This window comes from Mesorhizobium sp. M0909, from assembly GCF_040319515.1.
Taxonomy (GTDB): Bacteria; Pseudomonadota; Alphaproteobacteria; order Rhizobiales; family Rhizobiaceae; genus Mesorhizobium.
This window is the reverse complement of the sequence record NZ_JAMYOA010000007.1, coordinates 263,850-280,883: the sequence shown is the minus strand read 5'-3', so window position 1 is coordinate 280,883 and position 17,034 is coordinate 263,850. Positions and strand designations below refer to the sequence as shown.

Here is a 17,034-nt window from a genome sequence, read left to right as displayed (position 1 = left end):
AGTGCGCAGGAGTTCTAGGACACGGCCAAGGCGCGAATGATGATCGGGAGAATTTTGGCCATCGTTGTTGGCGTGGTCTGCACGACAGGCAGCGCCATGGCCGCCTCCATGCCGGCTCTCAAGTCGATCGACCCAGCAGCGCTCCAAGCCTCTGTCGAGGGTTTGGCCAAGGAACTTATGCTGCCCGGTGCTATGGTTTTGCTCAAGACTCCGCGGGGCAACCTCGTCTTCGGCTACGGTACGACTGAACTGGGTGCCACGAACCCGCCGCGCGCCGATACCCACTTCCGTGCGGCCTCGAACACCAAGACGATGACCGCCGCTGTTATCGTGCAACTGGTGCAGGAAGGGAAACTGAGCTTTGCCGATCTGATCTCAAAATACGTCCAGCGCGTTCCCAACGGCGACGAGATAACCATTCGGCAGCTCATAACAATGCGGAGCGGCCTCCCTAACTTCACAAATGCGCCGGAACTTGCCGAAAGCCTGGACAAGTATCCTTACAGGGTATGGACCGCCGATGAAGTACTCGGCATGGCGTTCAAACGGCCGCCGGACTTCGCGCCGGGTGCCGAATTCGAGTACAACAACACCAACTACTATCTGCTCGGCCTTGTTGCCGAGAAGATCGACGGCAAGCCGCTCTCGACCATCTTCCGGGACCGCCTGTTCGGGCCGCTCGGCATGAAGAACACGGCGTTGCCGCCGAGCACGTCGAGCGCCATCCCCGAACCATACTCAAACGGTTACCTCTACGGCAGTACTTCGTACGCCCTGGCTGATGCGCCCTATCCGGACGACCTCCAGGCTGCGGCCAGGGCCGGAACGCTCAAGCCCAACGACGACACATGGCAGAACCCGTCCGCCTACTTTGCGGCTGGCGGAGTCATCTCCACCGCCGATGACCTCGCGACCTGGATGCGCGCGCTGGTCGGGGGCAAGCTCTTCAATGCCGACTTCCAGCGGCAGTGGCTTGCAAGCCCTGTGGCGCCGGAGCCAGGCGAACCCGCCATGCTAAAATACGGCTATGGCATCCTAACGCTGACCTTCGGGCCTAACGTAATCTACTATCACGAAGGCGAGATGCCCGGTTACCAGTCCTTCATAGGCTACGATCCGGCCAATGACGTCACCCTGGTCATATGGACCAACCTGACGCTCGCGCTCGACGGCCAGGCGACCGCCAACACCTTGATGGTGAAGATACTGGACGAAATCTACACGGTGTCGCCGCTTCAAGAGGGGAAGTGAGGATCCTCGCGCGAATGGAATCGCCCCTCGTGAGCGAGGCCTGAGCTGGTGGGATCGAACACCTACGCCAGCCAGTCCGCCAGCTTGGCCTTGCGCATGTCCCTCACCAAGCCGATGAAGCCGTCGGCCTGATGCTCGGCGGTGAGCCGGCCTTTTTCGGCGGTGGCAATGCTGGCGTCGCCGACCACGCCATTCGGGTTGAGATCGCTGGCGATCCAGGCGAAGGCGTGCGTTCCGGTGTGGCGCAGCAGCGAAAATTCCTTTTCGGCGCGGGCAACCTTGGACACGAAATTGTCGGCCTTGGCCATATCGACGAGGTCGGACCGGAAATGCAGCATCAGCGAGGTCTCGACGTCGCCGCCATGAATGCCGTGGCGGTCTTCGAGATCGGTGTACATACCGGCCGGCCGGCCAAAGCGCTGCCAGCTGGTCTTTGCCGCCAGTATCTTTGCCCGCACGCGCAATTCGCGGGTGACGATGCCCATGATCTCTTCATTGCCGCCATGCGAGTTGACGACAATCAGTTTTCGGACGCCGGCGCGCGCGACCGACAGGCCGAGCTCGGTCCATGCCTCGACCAAGGTCGTCGCCGGCAGGGTGAGGGTGCCGGGCGCATGCAGGTGCTCGTTCGACTTGCCTACCGCCTGCACCGGCAGGATGCGGATGTCGAGATCGCCGGGCAGGCGGGCGATCACCGTTTCCAGCATACCGTTCATGATCGAGGTGTCGGTCGAAACCGGCAGATGCGGCCCGTGCTGCTCGATCGCTGCCAGCGGCAGAACGGCAATGGTCGCCTCAGGATCGATGGTCGCGTATTCGGTGGTCCGGTAGTCACCCCACCATACGCGCTTTTTTGTTCCGGCCATTTTGAACCTCGAAGAGACTGAATGGGCGTTTGCGCTGCCCCTCACCCTTAGCCTCTCCCCGTAAAGGACGGGGGAGAGGGGGATCGCCAGCGTTCCGGCTCGCTCTTCTCCCCGTCACTACACGGGGAGAAGGTGCCGGCACGCGGATGAGGGGCAGCGCCAACCTTTGTCGTGTAACTTGAGATCATCGGCCTGTCGATTCCAGCCGCTGGCCAGCGCTGCTCAACCCGCCGCGATGACCTCGATCTCGACCTTGAATTCCGGCCGGGCAAAACCTGAAACGATCATCAGCGTCGAGGCCGGCGCAGGGCTGGCGAACAGCCGGTCGCGAACCTCCATATAGGGGCGCAGGAAGGCGCGGTCGGTGACGTAGGCGTTGATGCGGACGATGTCGGACAGGCTGAGCCCGGCCTCGCCGAGAATCGCCGATATGTTCTGGAAACAGAGCTCGGCCTGTGCGCCGGCGTCTTCCGGGATCTGGTCGTCCGCTGTGATCGCGACCTGGCCCGAACACAGCACCAGCCGCTTGTCGGGCGGCAGCTCGACGCCGTGGCTGTAGCGGGCGAAGGGCGGCTTGATCGACTTCGGCGTGAGAAATTTGAACATGGCAATCTCCGTTCACGGCAGCCTATCGCATCGGCCCGAAAATCGAGATCGATTTTCGGAAAGCACGATGCGACAGGATACGAAGTTTTAGAGCGTACTTTGTGCGTCCAAGTGGACGCACGTCGCTCTAATGCGGGATCGATGCGGGCATCAAGATGACGGTGCATGTCACGAGTGCGATTGTGGACAGGCGATCAAAAAATAGGCACGATGCCTTTCGTACAGCATGACCCGTCCGGCCTTCGCGCCGCCATTGCACAGGCGGGCATTGCACAAGCGGGCGGTCCCGGCGCAACGCGCCGGTGGCATGTGTCTTGCTTCTTGAAACAATGGTGTCGAGCCCGCCGCGGAACGCGCCGGAGCGAACAAAGGGTGGTGTGGATGTACGGAAAACTGAAGATTTCGGCCGGCGCGATCGTGCTGCTTGGCGCAGGCACGCTTGCTGCGGCAGCGAACGAAAAAGTCACCTTCGGCACCAATTGGTTGGCCGAGCCGGAGCATGGCGGTTACTACCAGGCGGTGGCGGATGGCACCTATGCGGCCTGCGGCATCGACGTGACGATCATGCAGGGCGGCCCACAGGTCAGCGGCCGGCCGCTGCTGCTGGCCGGCAAGATCGATTTCTACATGGGCGGCAATTTGCTGTCGGCCTTCGATGCCGTGCAGCAAGGCATACCGATGCGCGTCGTGGCCGCCGACTTCCAGAAGGACCCGCAGGTCATCATGTCCCATCCCGGCCAGGGGCTGGACAAATGGGAAGACCTGAAGAACGCCGACCAGTACATCCTCGGCGACGAAGGTGCGCAGACCTTCTTCCAGTGGATGGTCACCGACCTTGGCTTCGATGCCGCCAAGCGCGTGCCATACACCTTCAACCCTGCGCCGTTCATCGCCAACAAGAAGTCGATCCAGCAGGGTTACGTCACCTCGGAGCCATTCGCCGTTCAGAAGCAGGGCGGTTTCACGCCGAACCAGTTCCTGCTGGCCGACTATGGCTGGGACACATATGCAACGACGGTCGAGACCATGCAGGAGACGATCGACAAGCGGCCCGAGGTGGTCCAGTGCTTCGTCGATGGTTCGGCCAAGGGCTGGTACAATTATCTCTACGGCGACAACAAGGCCGCCAACGAAATGATCAAGAAGGAAAATCCGGACATGACGGATGAGCAGATCGCCTTCTCGATCGAGCAGTTGAAGAAGTTCGGCGTGGTCGATTCCGGCGACAGCGAAAAGCTCGGCATCGGCGCCATGACCGACGCGCGCATCCAGAGTTTTTACGACAAGATGGTCAAGGCCAAGGTCGCGCCGGCGGGCATCGACATCAAGAAGGCCTACACGCTTTCCTTCGTCAACAAGAGCGTCGGGCTCGACCTGAAGAAGTAGACCGTGAAGCTGGAGAAGGTGGCGCAACAGCCAGGAAGTGTACCGGGGCCGACGCTGTTGGCCCTGCGTGGCGTCGGCAAGGTTTTTTCCAACGGCGTCACCGCGCTCAGCAATGTCGAGCTGACGATCCGGGAAGGCGATTTCCTCAGCCTGCTCGGGCCGTCCGGCTGCGGCAAATCGACGGCGCTGCGGCTGATTGCCGGCCTGTCGACGCCGACCTCGGGCCTGCTCGACTGGCGCGGCAGCGGCGCCCGCGATCGTTCGAATATCGGCGACCGCTCGAATATCGGCTTCGTCTTCCAGGAGCCGACGCTGCTGCCCTGGGCCGACGTCTTCGACAATGTCTGGCTGCCGCTGCGGCTGAAGGGCGTGTCGCGGGCCAAGGCGGCACCGACGGTGATGGAGATGCTGGCGCGGGTTCACCTGACCGGCTTCGAGAAGGCGGTGCCGCGCGAACTGTCGGGCGGCATGAAGATGCGCGTCTCGATCGCCCGCGCCATGGTGACCAAGCCGCGGATTCTGTTGATGGACGAGCCGTTCGCGGCACTCGACGAGATCACCCGCTTCAAGCTCAACAATGACCTTCTGGAGCTATGGCAGGATGAGCGTTTCACCGTCGTTTTCGTCACCCACAGCGTCTTCGAAAGCGTTTTCCTCTCCAACCGTGTCGTCGTCATGGCGGCGCGGCCGGGCCGAGTGTTCGCCGAGCTTGCCGTCGACGCGCCCTATCCGCGCGACGAGGCGTTTCGCACCTCGCCCGACTATGCCGCGCTCTGCCGCCAGGCATCCGACGTGCTGATCGGCGCCATCAACTCAACTGCCGGACCGCATCATGACGGCCATTGAAGAACCAGTCCTGGCGCTCGACCCGGAGGAGGCGCGCCGCGTCCGCCAGGAGCGCTTCGAGCGCATCGGCAGATGGCTGCTGCCGCTGGCCATCATGATCTTGGCGATCTGGCTGTGGGACCGTGTCTGCGTCTGGAACGACATCCCGAAATACATCCTGCCGCGTCCCGGCGTGGTGCTGCAGACGTTGCATGACGATGCCGGGCTGCTGTTCTCCTCGCTGCTGGTGACACTCAGGATCACCTTCTTGAGCCTGCTTCTCGCCGTCATCGGCGGCGTCGGGCTGGCGGTGCTGTTCGCTCAGTCGAAATGGGTGGAGATGTCGTTCTTTCCGTTCGCCATCGTGCTGCAGGTGACGCCGATCGTCGCGATCTTTCCGCTGATCAACATCTATGTCGACAACCAGACGACAAAGCTTTTGCTTTGCGCCTGGATCGTCGCCTTCTTCCCAATCCTTTCCAACACCACGCTCGGCCTCAATTCGGTCGACCGCAATCTGCGCGACATGTTCAAGCTCAACGGTGCGACCCGCTGGCAGCAATTGCGCTACCTGCGGCTGCCGGCGGCGATGCCTTATTTCCTCGGTGGGCTGAAGATCGCCGGCGGGCTGTCGCTGATCGGCGCGGTGGTGGCCGAGTTCGTCGCCGGCGCCACCGGCCAGTCGTCCGGCCTCGCCTCGCGGATCATCGAGGCCGGCTACCGGCTCAACGCGCCAAGGCTGTTCGCCGCGCTGATCCTGATCTCGCTCACCGGCATCCTGATCTTCCTGGTTCTGTCGCTTGTATCGCATCTCATTTTGCGGCGCTGGCACGAGAGCGCGCTGAGGCAGGAGCGGTAGGCATGGTCGGCGCCGTTACCCCCCTCTGTCCTGCCGGACATCTCCCCCTCAAGGAGGGAGATTGGACCTCATTTCGGATTTCGCCAATTACTGACGTGGCAAGGCGTGTGCCCCGGTTGAAGCTGCCGATCTCCCCCCTTGAGTGGGAGATGTCCAGCAGGACAGAGGGGAGTGCGGCTTGATACCAGCCTCTGGTCCTTATCATCTTGCAAACGTTCGTGTTCATCAGTCGCTGACGCCAGGGCTTGCGGCTGCCTTCGATGCCGACGGCTTTGCGCTTACGGATATCGCCGTCGCCAATGGAAAAATCTCCAGCATTGCAGCACATCAGCGATCCAATGCACCGGCGGACGCCGTCGATCTCGGCGGCCGGATCGTCTTGCCCTGCTTCGTCGACTGCCACACCCATATCGACAAGGGCCATATCTGGCCTCGAAAGCCCAACCCGGACGGCACCTTCATGGGCGCGCTGAACGCAACGGGCGCCGATCGGGCGGCGCGCTGGAGCGCCGACGACGTTGCCCGCCGCATGGATTTTTCGCTGCGCTCGGCCTATGCGCATGGTACCAGGGCACTGCGCACGCATCTCGACAGCGTTGCGCCGCAGGAAGAGATCTCCTGGCCGGTGTTCGAGACGATGCGGGATGAATGGCGCGGCCGCATCGAGCTGCAGGCGGCCTGCCTGCTCGGCATCGAGGGCGTGCGCGACAGGAAATGGTTCGAGAGGCTGGCCAAGCGAGTGGCTGCGGCCAACGGCGTGCTCGGCGTCGTCACCTATATGGTACCGGATCTCGAAGAACTGCTTGACCAGGTATTTGCGCAGGCGATCAAGCACGGCCTCGACCTCGATTTCCATGCCGACGAGACCGACGATATCGCGGCGATCTCGTTGAAGAAAATCGCCGAAGCCGCCCTTTGGAACGGTTTCGAGGGGAACATCCTGGTCGGCCATTGCTGCTCGCTGGCGCGCCAGCCCGATCTCGACGTGCTCGACACGCTGGACAAGGTCGCCAAGGCCGGCCTGACGGTGGTGTCGCTGCCGATGTGCAATCTCTATCTGCAGGACCGGCGCGGCGACAACACCACGCCGCGCTGGCGCGGGGTGACGTTGCTGCACGAGATGAAGGCGCGCGGCATTGCCGTGGCCGTCGCCTCCGACAATACGCGCGACCCGTTCTACGCCTATGGCGATCTCGACATGCTTGAGGTTTACCGGATGGCGACGCGCATCCTGCATCTCGACCATCCCGTCGCCGACTGGCCGCAAGCGGTGACTTCGACGCCGGCCAAGGTGATGCGGCTCGACGGTTTCGGCACGCTTGCCGCCGGAGCGCCGGCCGATTTCGTCGTCTTCAAGGGACGGAGCTGGACGGAATTGCTGTCACGGCCCGAATCGGATCGCATCGTTGTACGCGACGGCCTGTCGATCGAGTGCCAGTTGCCCGATTATGCCGAACTCGATGATCTGATGGTGGAATGATGGATATTGCGGCGCTCAAGCGCGACCTGCACGGTTTGAAGATCGACGACCATCCGGCGATCGTCCAGCAGAAGAGCCGCGACTTCTACTGGTACAGCCCGGTGCTGAAGCAGCAGCTCGATCACGTCACCGGCGACCTGATCGTGACGCCGAAAACCGAAGACGAGGTCGTCCGCATTCTCGCCGCCTGTCACCGGCATGGCGTGCCGGTGACGCCGCGCGGCAGCGGTACCGGGAACTACGGCCAAGCGATGCCCTTGTCCGGCGGCGTCGTGCTCAATCTCGCCGAGATGAACGCGGTCAAGACGATCGCCCCCGGCCGTGTCGTCACTGGCCCCGGCGCCGTGCTCGCCGACATCGACAGAGCGACGCGGGCGCATTCCGGCCAGGAGCTCCGCATGTCGCCGTCGACCTACAACACGGCATCGATCGGCGGCTTCGTCGCCGGCGGCTCCGGCGGTATCGGCTCGATCCGCTGGGGCGGACTGCGCGATCTCGGCAATGTCATCCGGCTGAGGACCGTGACGATGGAGGCTGAGCCGCGTGTCATGGAGCTCACCGGCGAGGACGTGCTGAAGGTGATGCATGCCTACGGCACCAACGGCATCATCACCGAAGTCGAGATGCCGCTGACCGCCAGCTATGACTGGATCGACGTCATCGTCGGCTTCGACGATTTCATGGATGCGGCCGGGTTCGGCAACGACCTCGCCATCCAGGACGGCATACTGGCGAAACTGATCACGCCGATCGCAGCACCGATCCCCTACGATTATTTCAAGCGCCACCAGCGGTTTTTCCGGCGCGGCCAAAGCATCGTCGTCCTGATGATCGCACCGCATGCGATGGATGCCTTCCTTGCCTTCACGGCGCGCAGCAAGGGCGAGATTGTCTTCCGGGCCGACAAGGAGGCCGATCTCAAAGGGTTGCCGCCGGCCTATGAGCTGACCTGGAACCACACGACGCTGCGTGCCATCCGGGTCGATCCGACGATCACCTACCTGCAGACCCGCTACCCGTCGCCGGACCACCTCGGCCACGTCAAGGCGATGGTCGATCGCTTCGGTGACGAGGTGCCGGCGCATCTCGAATTCATCCGCTTCGACGGCGCCATCGGCATCGCAGGGCTGCCGCTGGTGCGCTTCACCACGGCGGAGCGGCTCGACGAGATCATCCGTATCCACGAGGACAATGGCTGCTGGATCTTCAACCCGCACCGCTACACGCTGGAAGAAGGCGGCATGAAGCGCACCGACGAGGTGCAGCTCGCCTTCAAGCGCGAAACCGACCCGCAAGGGCTGCTCAATCCGGGCAAGATGATCGCCTGGGAAAACCCGGACTATGATTATCGCTCGGGCAAGTCGTTCCTGTTCAAGGGGCTGGAGAACGCGGGTTGAACATCCTCGTCCTCTACGCTCATCCGGTGGAGACCAGCTTCAATGCCGGCCTGCACCGGACCATCGTCGAGCGCCTGAAGGCGGCCGGCCATGTGGTCGACGACTGCGACCTCTATGCCGAGAATTTCGATCCCAGGCTGACGCGCGCCGAACGGATGTCCTATCACGACGAACGCAGCGACGGCGATCCGGCGTCGGCTTATGTCGAGCGCTTGCTGCGGGCCGAGGCGCTGGTGCTGTCGTTTCCGGTGTGGAACTTCGGCTATCCGGCCATTCTGAAAGGCTTTTTCGATCGCGTCTTCCTGCCCGGCGTGTCGTTCAAGCTGGTCGCCGGCAAAGTGCAGCCGTCACTGCACAATATTCGCAAGGTGGTCGCGGTCACGACCTATGGCGGCAGCCGGTTCCGAGCCATGCTGATGGGTGACCCGCCGCGCAAGCTGGTCAATCGGGTGCTGCGTGCGACGATCAAGCCCGGCGGGTCGGTTTCCTACCTTGCGCATTACTCGATGAACCTGTCGACCGACGGCAGTCGGAAGAGGTTCGTGGCGAAAGTCGTGGCCAGGATGGACGCGCTCTGAGGATGCGCTACATCCGCACCCGTTCCGCCTTCGGATCGTACATCGGCCTAAGCGACGCCTCCGCCGCAAAGCGCTCGCCGGCGATCTCGATCTCGTAGGACGACGACAGGACATCCGCCTCGCTCTCGCCCTTGCAAGGCACGTAACCAAGCCCGATAGCGCCGCCGAGATGATGGCCGTAATTGCCCGAGGTGATCGGACCGACGATCTTCCCGTCGCGCAGGATCGCCTCGTTGTGGAAGAGCAGCGGCTCGGTGTCGTTCAGGCGAAACTGCACCAGCCGGCGCGACAGGCCGGTTTCTTTCTTCTTCAGCACCGCATCGCGGCCGAGGAAGTCTCCCTTGGCCGTCTTCACGGCAAAGCCGAGGCCGGCCTCCAGCACATTGTCTTCGTCGGTGATGTCGTGGCCGAAATGCCTGAAGGCCTTTTCGATGCGGCAGGAATCCAGTGTGTGCAGGCCGCATAGCTTCAGGCCGACGTCGGCGCCGGCTTCTTCTATCGCCTCGAAGACGTGGGTGGCCTGATCGGTCGAGACATAAAGCTCCCAGCCGAGCTCGCCGACATAGGTGACGCGGTGGGCGCGGGCCAGCCCCATGCCAATTTCGATCTCCTGAAACGTCCCGAACGGGTTGTTTTCGTTTGAAAAATCGTTGGGGCTCACCCTTTGAATCAGCTTTCTCGCATCCGGGCCCATCAGGCAGAGCACGGCTTCGGCAGCGGTCACATCGGTGATGACGACGAACTCGTCGGCAAGGTGTTTTCGCAGCCAGGCTAAATCGCGCTGCAGCGTCGCACCGGGCACGACGAGGAAGAAGGCTGTTTCAGACAGCCGTGAGACGGTGAGGTCGCTCTCGATGCCACCGCGCTGGTTGAGCATCTGGGTATAGACGATCTTGCCCGGCGCCACATCCATGTCGTTGGCGCAGAGCCTTTGCAGGAAGGCGCAGGCGTCGCGGCCTTCGACGCGGATCTTGCCGAACGAGGTCATGTCGAACAGGCCGACGCCGTTCCTGACCGCCAGATGCTCCTCACGCTGGTTGTCGAACCAGTTCTGCCGTTTCCAGGAATAGCGGTATTCGCGCTCCTGGCCGGGCCTGGCGAACCAGTTGGCGCGCTCCCAGCCGGCGACCTCGCCGAACACCGCACCGCGCGCCTTCAGATGCTCATGCAGCGGCGAGCGCCTTATGTTCCGCGAAGTCGCCATCTGCCGGTAGGGGAAATGATGGGCGTAGAGCAGGCCGAGCGTTTCGGAAACGCGCTCCTTGAGATAACGGCGGTTCTTCTGGAACGGCTGAGCGCGGCGGATGTCGACCTCCCAGAGATCGAAAGGCGCCTCGCCGTCATTGATCCATTGCGCCAGCGCCATGCCGGCGCCACCGGAGGAGACGATGCCGATCGAATTGTAGCCGGTCGCCATCCAGTAGCCGGAAAGCTCCGGCGCCTCGCCGAGATAGTAGCGATCGTCGGGCGTGAAGCTTTCGGGGCCGTTGAAGAAGGTGTGGATGCCGGCGGTGCCCAGCATCGGCATGCGGTTGACGCCCATTTCGAGGATCGGCTCGAAATGATCCATGTCCGCGGGCAACTGGTCGAAGCAGAAATCCTCGCTTATGCCGTTCATGCCCCACGGCTTGGCTACCGGTTCGAAAGCGCCGAGCATCATCTTGCCGGCATCTTCCTTGTAGTAAGCGCACTCGTCCGGGACGCGCAGCACCGGCAGGCGGGAAAGCCCGGCGATCGGTTCGGTGACGAGATAGAAATGTTCGCAGGCGTGCAACGGAATAGTGACGCCATTCTGGGCGCCAAGCTCGCGTGCCCACATGCCGGCGCAGTTGACGACGATGTCGGTATCGATCGTGCCTTGCTCGTCGCCCTGCGCCCAGGACACCCCGGTGACGCGGCCGGCCCTGGTATGGACCTTGGTCACCTTCACATTCTCGACGATCGTCGCACCGCGCTGGCGCGCGCCCTTGGCCAAGGCCATGGCGATGTTGGCGGGGTCGCACTGGCCGTCGAGCGGCAGATGCACGGCGCCGACCACATCGGATACATTTAGATGCGGGTACATCTGCTTGACTTCACCTGGCGAAATCTCGTGCACGTCGACATCGAAGGCGCGGGCGAGAGACGCCTGCCGATAGATCTCGTGCTTGCGCTCCTCGGTCAGCGCCACGGTGATCGAGCCGACCTGGCGCATGCCGGTGCCGACATCGGTCTCGGCCTCGAGCTTGACGTAGAGGTCGGCCGAATATTTCGCCAGCCGCGTCATGTTCTGCGAGCCGCGCAATTGGCCAATCAGGCCGGCAGCGTGCCATGTCGTGCCTGACGTCAGCTGCTTGCGCTCGAGCAGCACGATATCGGTCCAGCCGAGTTTGGCCAGATGATAGGCGACCGAGCAACCGGAGACGCCGCCGCCGATGATGACCGCCCTTGCTTTGGGAGGAATGGCCTTGGTCGGAATGGCTTTGGTGGGCGGGGCGCTCATGCGGCCTCGCGGCGATAGCTGGATGCGAAGCGGCGCAGGCGTGTGGCAGCCTCCATCAGCACCGGCTCAGGCTGGCAGAGGCTGAAGCGGATGTGGCCTGCTGCGGCCGCGCCGAAGCTCGAGCCGGGCATAACGCCGACCTTCTCCTGGTCGAGGAAAGCCCAGGCGAATTTTTCGTCGTCTGGCTCGATCGCCGATATGTCGAGCATCACATACATGCCGCCTTCGGAGCCGCGCACGGTGACGTTGTTCATCCCGCGCATGGCATCGAGAACGACGGCGCGCCTCGCGGCATAGCGCTCGGCGATCTCCTCGACGCCGTAGCCGTTTTCGAGCGCCTCGGCGCAGGCGAGGCTGATGAAGGCTGGCAGGCCGTAGGTCATCACCAGATTGAGGTCGGTCAGCAGCGAGATCATCTCCTCGGGCCCGGTCAGCCAGCCCATGCGCCAGCCGGTCATGCCGTGGCTCTTGGACATCGAATTGATGACCAGCGTGCGTTCCGCCATGCCAGGCAGCGAGCGTGGTGAGACGTGCTCGCCGCCGCCCAGCGTCCAGTAGACCTCGTCCGACAGCAGCCAGAGGTCATGCTCGCGGCAGATCTGCGCCAGCTCTTCCAGGCGCTCGCGCGAATAGACGGCGCCCGTGGGGTTGTTCGGCGTGTTGATCAGGATGGCCCGGGTGTTCGGCCGAAGGGCGGCGCGGATGTCGGCGGCGCGCGGCTGAAAGCTGTCTTCGGCGGGGGTCTCGACGACGCTGAACTCGGCGCCCGCCGCACTGAAGGTATTCGGATAGGTGGCGTAATAGGGCGCAACGACGATGGCATGGTCGCCCTGGTCGAGAACCGCTTGAATGGCCGCGTAAAGCGCGGCCTGCCCGCCCGGCGTGGCGATGACCTGGTCGGGGCTGGTCGCAACCCCGGTGCACCGCGTCGACGCCGCCGCCATCGCCTTGCGCAGGCGTGGAACGCCGGCAAGCGGGGTGTAGTGGTGATTGCTGGCGCGGACGGCCGTCACGCAGGCTTCGATCGTCTCGCCCGGCGTGTCAAAATCATGGTCGCCGACCGACAGCATGATGATGTCCTCGCCGGCCTGCTTGCGCGCCCAGGCAGCGGAATGAACCTCCCAGCCATCCTTGCCCAAAGGCACGATGCCGGAAATGCGCGATGATGGTCTGGGCATTACGCTACTCCCGAAATTTCGTAGCCGGCCTGTTCGAGCCGGTCGCGCAGCGCGGCGATGTGGGCCGGTCCGACTTCGCAGCAGCCGCCGACGATGCCGGCGCCAGCCTCGACCCAGCCGATCGCCTGGCCGGCATAGGCATCCGGATCGAGGTCGTGGCGGGCGTGCAGCACTTCCACGGTGCCGCCATGCTTGAGTGCCTCGACCGAAGTGAAGCCGTTGGCATAGGCGCCGACCGGCCCGCCGAGGGCGATCAGTTCGGGGAGCGCTGCAGCGATCGCCTCGGGCCGGCAGCAATTGATCAGCCGGGCCGCGACGGGCAGGCCGTCGAGAGCGCTTGCCGCCGCCGCAATGGCTTCGCCGCTGCGCAGGCGCGGCGCGCCGTGGTCGGCGAGCGTCCACGACACCCATACGGGCTTGCCGCTTTCCGATGCCGCGGTGACGGCGGCGCGCGCCTCTTCGGCCGACGCCATGGTTTCGCACAGAAACAGATCGACGCCGTCCGCCTGCTCGGCAACGATACGGCGATAGACGTCGAGCGTATCCTGGAAGGATATCGTCAGCGCTGGCGCATAGCTGCCGAACAGCGGCGACAGGCAGCCGGCGATCGCCGTGTCGCCGGCTTGGTCGCGCGCTTGCCTTGCCAGTTCGATGCCGCGCTTCTGCAGCGGCTTGAACAGCTCTTCCGCGCCTTCGCGCGCCAGCCGCTCCGGCGTTGCGGAATAAGTGTTGATGGTTATGACGCGGGCGCCGGCGCGGATAAATTCGGCATGCAGGTCGCGCACCAGATCCGGTTCGTCGATGAGCACCCTGGCCGACCACAGCGGCGTCGGCTCGGAGCTGCTGCGGCGGACCAGCTCTTGGCCCATGCCGCCATCGGTGAGGATCACTTTCTTCATGCTCTGAGCCTCTCGTTCTTTGGATCCCATAACGGCTCATCCTCCTGCACGACCGCCCGAAAACGTTCGCCGAAGATCTCGACCTCGACCGCCGTTCCCGGCTCGGTCAGGTCGGCGCGCAGCATGCCGAGCGCGATCGACTTGTCGATACGATGACCCCAGCCGCCGGACGTCGTCTCGCCGACGATCCGGCCGTCATGCCACAGCGTCGACATATAAGGCGCATCGCAGTCGCCGGGGTTTTCGACGACAAGCGTGACGAAGCGTTTCTTGACGCCCTGCTGCTTCTCGTTCTGCAGCGCTGCCTTGCCGCGGAAGTCAGGCTTGTCCCATCTGACGAAGCGCTCCAGCCCGCCCTGCAGGATCGAATAGGCGGTCGACAGGTCGCCCTTCCAGGTGCGGTAACCTTTTTCGAGCCGCAGCGAATCCAGCGCGTACATGCCGAACGGTTTCAGGCCGTGCTTCTGGCCAGCTGCCCAGACGGTGTCGAAGATCGCTGCGGTATCATCGATCTTGCTGTGGATTTCCCAGCCGAGCTCGCCCGCGAAGGACACGCGCACCAGCTTTGCCCAACGTCCGGCGATACTGGTCTCCTGATGCGTCAGCCAGGGCAGGGTGAGGTCGGCCGCGCAGAGTTCGGCCAGGATTTTTCGCGAGTTGGGACCGGCGAGGATCTGGGTAGAGTATTCCTCCGTCCTGTCGATCAGCTTGAATGTGGCGTCCTTTGGGATGCGCGATTTCAGCCATTCGAAATCATGCCACTGAGCCACCGCGGCGGTGATCAGCGTCATCAGGTTCTCGTCGTGGCGGATCACCGACATTTCGGTGACGATGCGGCCGTTGTCGTCGGCAAAATAGACGAGGCCGATGCGGCCGGGTTTCGGCACCAGGCCCGTGACCTGGAGGCTGAGCCATTCGGCGGCACCTGGACCGTCGAGATTGAAACGGGAAAAACCCGGCAGGTCCAAGATGCCGGCGGCATCGCGGACGGCAAGGCATTCTTGGCGCACACGATGCTGCCAGGGGCCGTCACGGCGGAAGGTCAGCGTGGATTCTTCGGAGACGTCGTCGCAGGGCTGCGCATACCAGGTGGCGCGTTCCCAGCCATTATAAGCATCGAACTGGGCGCCGAGTGCCTTGATGCGGCCGTGGAGCGGCGACAGCTTGCGGTCGCGTCCGGCCGGCCAGGCATGGCGCGGGAACTGGATGGCGTATTCGTTGCCGTAGATTTCCATGCCCTTGGCAACGCAATAATCCGGAGCCGAGGCGAAGGCGGTGAAACGGCGCGGATCGCAGGACCACATATCCCATTCGGTCTGGCCCTCGGTCACCCATTCGGCCAGCACCTTGCCGGCGCCGCCGCCCTGGGCGATGCCGAAGGTGAAGACGCAGGCCTCGAAGGCGTTGGGCACGCCGGGCATCGGCCCGATCAGCGGGTTGCCGTCCGGCGCATAGGGGATCGGCCCGTTGATGACTTTGGATAGGCCGGCGGTGCCGAGGATCGGCACGCGGGCGACAGCGTCAGCCAGGTAATATTCCAGCCGATCGAGATCGTCGGGAAACAGCTGGAACGAAAAGTCGTCGGGCATCGGGTCGTTGTGGCCGACCCAGTGGGCGCGGCAATTGCGCTCATAAGGGCCGAGATTCATGCCGTTCTTTTCCTGGCGCAGATAATAGGACGTATCGACGTCGCGCAGCAGCGGCAGCTTCTTGCCCTTTTCCTTCGACCACGCCGCCAGTTCGGGGATTTCCTCGAACAGGATATATTGGTGGCTCATCACCATCATCGGCACCTCGCGGCCGAACATCCTGCCGATCTCGGCGGCGCGGTATCCGGCGGCGTTGACGACGATCTCGCAGCGGATCTCGCCTTGCGCCGTCTCGACCACCCACTCGTCGTTTTCTCGGCGCACGCCGGTGACCGGGCAGAAACGGATGATCTTCGCGCCCATGTCGCGGGCACCTTTAGCCAGCGCCTGGGTCAATTGCGCCGGGTCGATATCGCCGTCATTCGGATCGTAGAGCGCGCCTTTCAGATCATGCGTCTCGATGAAGGGGTAACGACGCTTGATCTCGTCGAGCCCGACGACATCGATGTCCATGCCCTGGTAGCGGCCCATGCCCTTGGCGCGCTGGAATTCCTGCATGCGCTCCGCGCTATGGGCTAGCCTGAGCGAGCCGGTGACGTGGTAGTTCATGGGATAGCCGACCTCGTCGCCCAGCCGGCGATAGAGTTCCGTCGAATATCGCTGCATGTTCATCAGCGACCATGACGAGGAGAAAGTCGGCACGTTGCCGGCGGCATGCCAGGTCGAGCCGGAAGTCAGCTCGTTCTTCTCCAGAAGCACGCAGTCGATCCAGCCCGCTTTGGCGAGATGATAGAGCGAGGAGGCGCCGACGACACCGCCTCCGATGATCACAACGCGTGCCGTGGTCGGCAAACCGGCCATGTTCTTCTCCGACTATTTGTTTTGATGCATGTCGTTGTCCCAAAACCGCCACGCACTTTTGGGCGACATGCATTCGTTCAATAGACAGGCGGCGAAACCACCCAGATGACGACAGCCGGCTCGGCTCCAGGATTGCGCCAGCGGAATGGCTTGCCGTCAAAGCGGAAGGAGTCGCCTTCGCCAAGCCGGTGCCAGACGCCAGCAATTTCGATGTCGAAGCTGCCGGAAGCGACGTAGCCGGCTTCCTCGGTCGGCCGGCGCGCCTCGGTCTTCAGCTCGGCACCCGGGGCGAAGGCCGAACGCAGCATCTCGAAGCTACCGCCGAGATCGGGCGACAGCAGCTCCTCCACCAGGCCAGAATCGCTTGTGCCAAGCACGCGTCGGCTGCCGGCGCGCACGACCACGCCGCGCTCGGTCTCGACAGGCACGTCATGGCTGAAGAACAGGCTGACCGGCACGCCGAACAATTCCGCGAAGGCTCTGAGGTCGCCGAGCGACGGGATCGACAGGCCGCGCTCGACCTGGCTGACCCAGCCGACGGAGCGGCCGAGCTTGAGGCCGGTCTCGGCAAGCGTCAGTCCGCGCGCCTTGCGCAACGCGCGGATGTCGCCGGCCAGCAGCCGTTCGCTGCTGTCTTGTTCCGATCTGGCCGCGGTTGAGGGCAAAGCTGTCCCTGTTTCGGTGAAAAATTCCCAGCAAATTTCATGTGAAGGCACGTTTGTGAAAAAATCAAGAGGATTTTCATGCGCCCACAAGATTTACTTGCGCCATTTTGAC

The 17,034-nt window shown here is 63.4% G+C and carries 14 protein-coding genes; 7 read left to right on the top strand and 7 right to left on the bottom strand.

Annotated features, from left to right (window positions below; genetic code table 11):
- Window positions 1-54: 54 nt before the first annotated feature.
- Window positions 55-1,251: a serine hydrolase domain-containing protein gene (locus tag NKH83_RS13985; RefSeq protein ID WP_352805220.1), complete on the top strand. Its 1,197-nt coding sequence runs from the start codon at window positions 55-57 to the stop codon at window positions 1,249-1,251.
- Window positions 1,252-1,313: 62 nt separating this feature from the next.
- On the opposite strand, the gene NKH83_RS13980 is transcribed toward NKH83_RS13985, so the two are convergent.
- Entirely contained in the window at window positions 1,314-2,117 is an 804-nt protein-coding gene (locus NKH83_RS13980) for a creatininase family protein (protein WP_352805217.1), read from the bottom strand.
- Window positions 2,118-2,339: 222 nt separating this feature from the next.
- Complete coding sequence (locus NKH83_RS13975; protein ID WP_352646967.1) at window positions 2,340-2,723, bottom strand: RidA family protein; 384 nt, start codon at window positions 2,721-2,723, stop codon at window positions 2,340-2,342.
- A gap of 381 nt (window positions 2,724-3,104) precedes the next feature.
- Between NKH83_RS13975 and NKH83_RS13970 the strand changes: the two genes are divergently transcribed.
- The 6 genes from NKH83_RS13970 to NKH83_RS13945 all read left to right on the top strand — a co-directional run bounded on the left by NKH83_RS13970 (window position 3,105) and on the right by NKH83_RS13945 (window position 9,248).
- Window positions 3,105-4,109: an ABC transporter substrate-binding protein gene (locus tag NKH83_RS13970; protein ID WP_352805214.1), complete on the top strand. Its 1,005-nt coding sequence runs from the start codon at window positions 3,105-3,107 to the stop codon at window positions 4,107-4,109.
- A gap of 3 nt (window positions 4,110-4,112) precedes the next feature.
- A complete protein-coding gene (locus tag NKH83_RS13965; RefSeq protein WP_352646963.1) occupies window positions 4,113-4,955 on the top strand; it encodes an ABC transporter ATP-binding protein in 843 nt (280 codons plus the stop codon).
- Window positions 4,942-5,793: an ABC transporter permease gene (locus tag NKH83_RS13960; protein ID WP_254818144.1), complete on the top strand. Its 852-nt coding sequence runs from the start codon at window positions 4,942-4,944 to the stop codon at window positions 5,791-5,793. The genes NKH83_RS13965 and NKH83_RS13960 overlap by 14 nt, the downstream gene beginning before the upstream one ends.
- Window positions 5,794-5,971: 178 nt before the next feature.
- The gene (locus NKH83_RS13955) at window positions 5,972-7,273 is read left to right on the top strand and encodes a cytosine deaminase (protein ID WP_352805209.1); all 1,302 of its coding nucleotides are present in this window, start codon (window positions 5,972-5,974) and stop codon (window positions 7,271-7,273) included.
- Entirely contained in the window at window positions 7,270-8,670 is a 1,401-nt protein-coding gene (locus NKH83_RS13950; protein WP_502894201.1) for an FAD-binding oxidoreductase, read from the top strand. The genes NKH83_RS13955 and NKH83_RS13950 overlap by 4 nt, the downstream gene beginning before the upstream one ends.
- Entirely contained in the window at window positions 8,667-9,248 is a 582-nt protein-coding gene (locus NKH83_RS13945; RefSeq protein ID WP_352805207.1) for an NAD(P)H-dependent oxidoreductase, read from the top strand. Before NKH83_RS13950 ends, NKH83_RS13945 begins: the two co-directional genes overlap by 4 nt.
- 7 nt (window positions 9,249-9,255) lie before the next feature.
- On the opposite strand, the gene NKH83_RS13940 is transcribed toward NKH83_RS13945, so the two are convergent.
- The 5 genes from NKH83_RS13940 to NKH83_RS13920 all read right to left on the bottom strand — a co-directional run bounded on the left by NKH83_RS13940 (window position 9,256) and on the right by NKH83_RS13920 (window position 16,922).
- Window positions 9,256-11,730 (bottom strand): GcvT family protein, encoded by a 2,475-nt coding sequence (locus tag NKH83_RS13940; RefSeq protein WP_352805206.1) that lies wholly within the window; start codon window positions 11,728-11,730, stop codon window positions 9,256-9,258.
- Entirely contained in the window at window positions 11,727-12,908 is a 1,182-nt protein-coding gene (locus NKH83_RS13935) for a pyridoxal phosphate-dependent aminotransferase (protein WP_352646954.1), read from the bottom strand. Before NKH83_RS13935 ends, NKH83_RS13940 begins: the two co-directional genes overlap by 4 nt.
- Complete coding sequence (locus NKH83_RS13930) at window positions 12,908-13,807, bottom strand: homocysteine S-methyltransferase family protein (RefSeq protein ID WP_352646952.1); 900 nt, start codon at window positions 13,805-13,807, stop codon at window positions 12,908-12,910. The genes NKH83_RS13935 and NKH83_RS13930 overlap by 1 nt, the downstream gene beginning before the upstream one ends.
- Window positions 13,804-16,257 (bottom strand): GcvT family protein, encoded by a 2,454-nt coding sequence (locus NKH83_RS13925; RefSeq protein WP_352805204.1) that lies wholly within the window; start codon window positions 16,255-16,257, stop codon window positions 13,804-13,806. Before NKH83_RS13925 ends, NKH83_RS13930 begins: the two co-directional genes overlap by 4 nt.
- Window positions 16,258-16,334: 77 nt before the next feature.
- A complete protein-coding gene (locus NKH83_RS13920) occupies window positions 16,335-16,922 on the bottom strand; it encodes a helix-turn-helix domain-containing protein (RefSeq protein ID WP_352805201.1) in 588 nt (195 codons plus the stop codon).
- Between the last annotated feature and the right edge of the window lie 112 nt (window positions 16,923-17,034).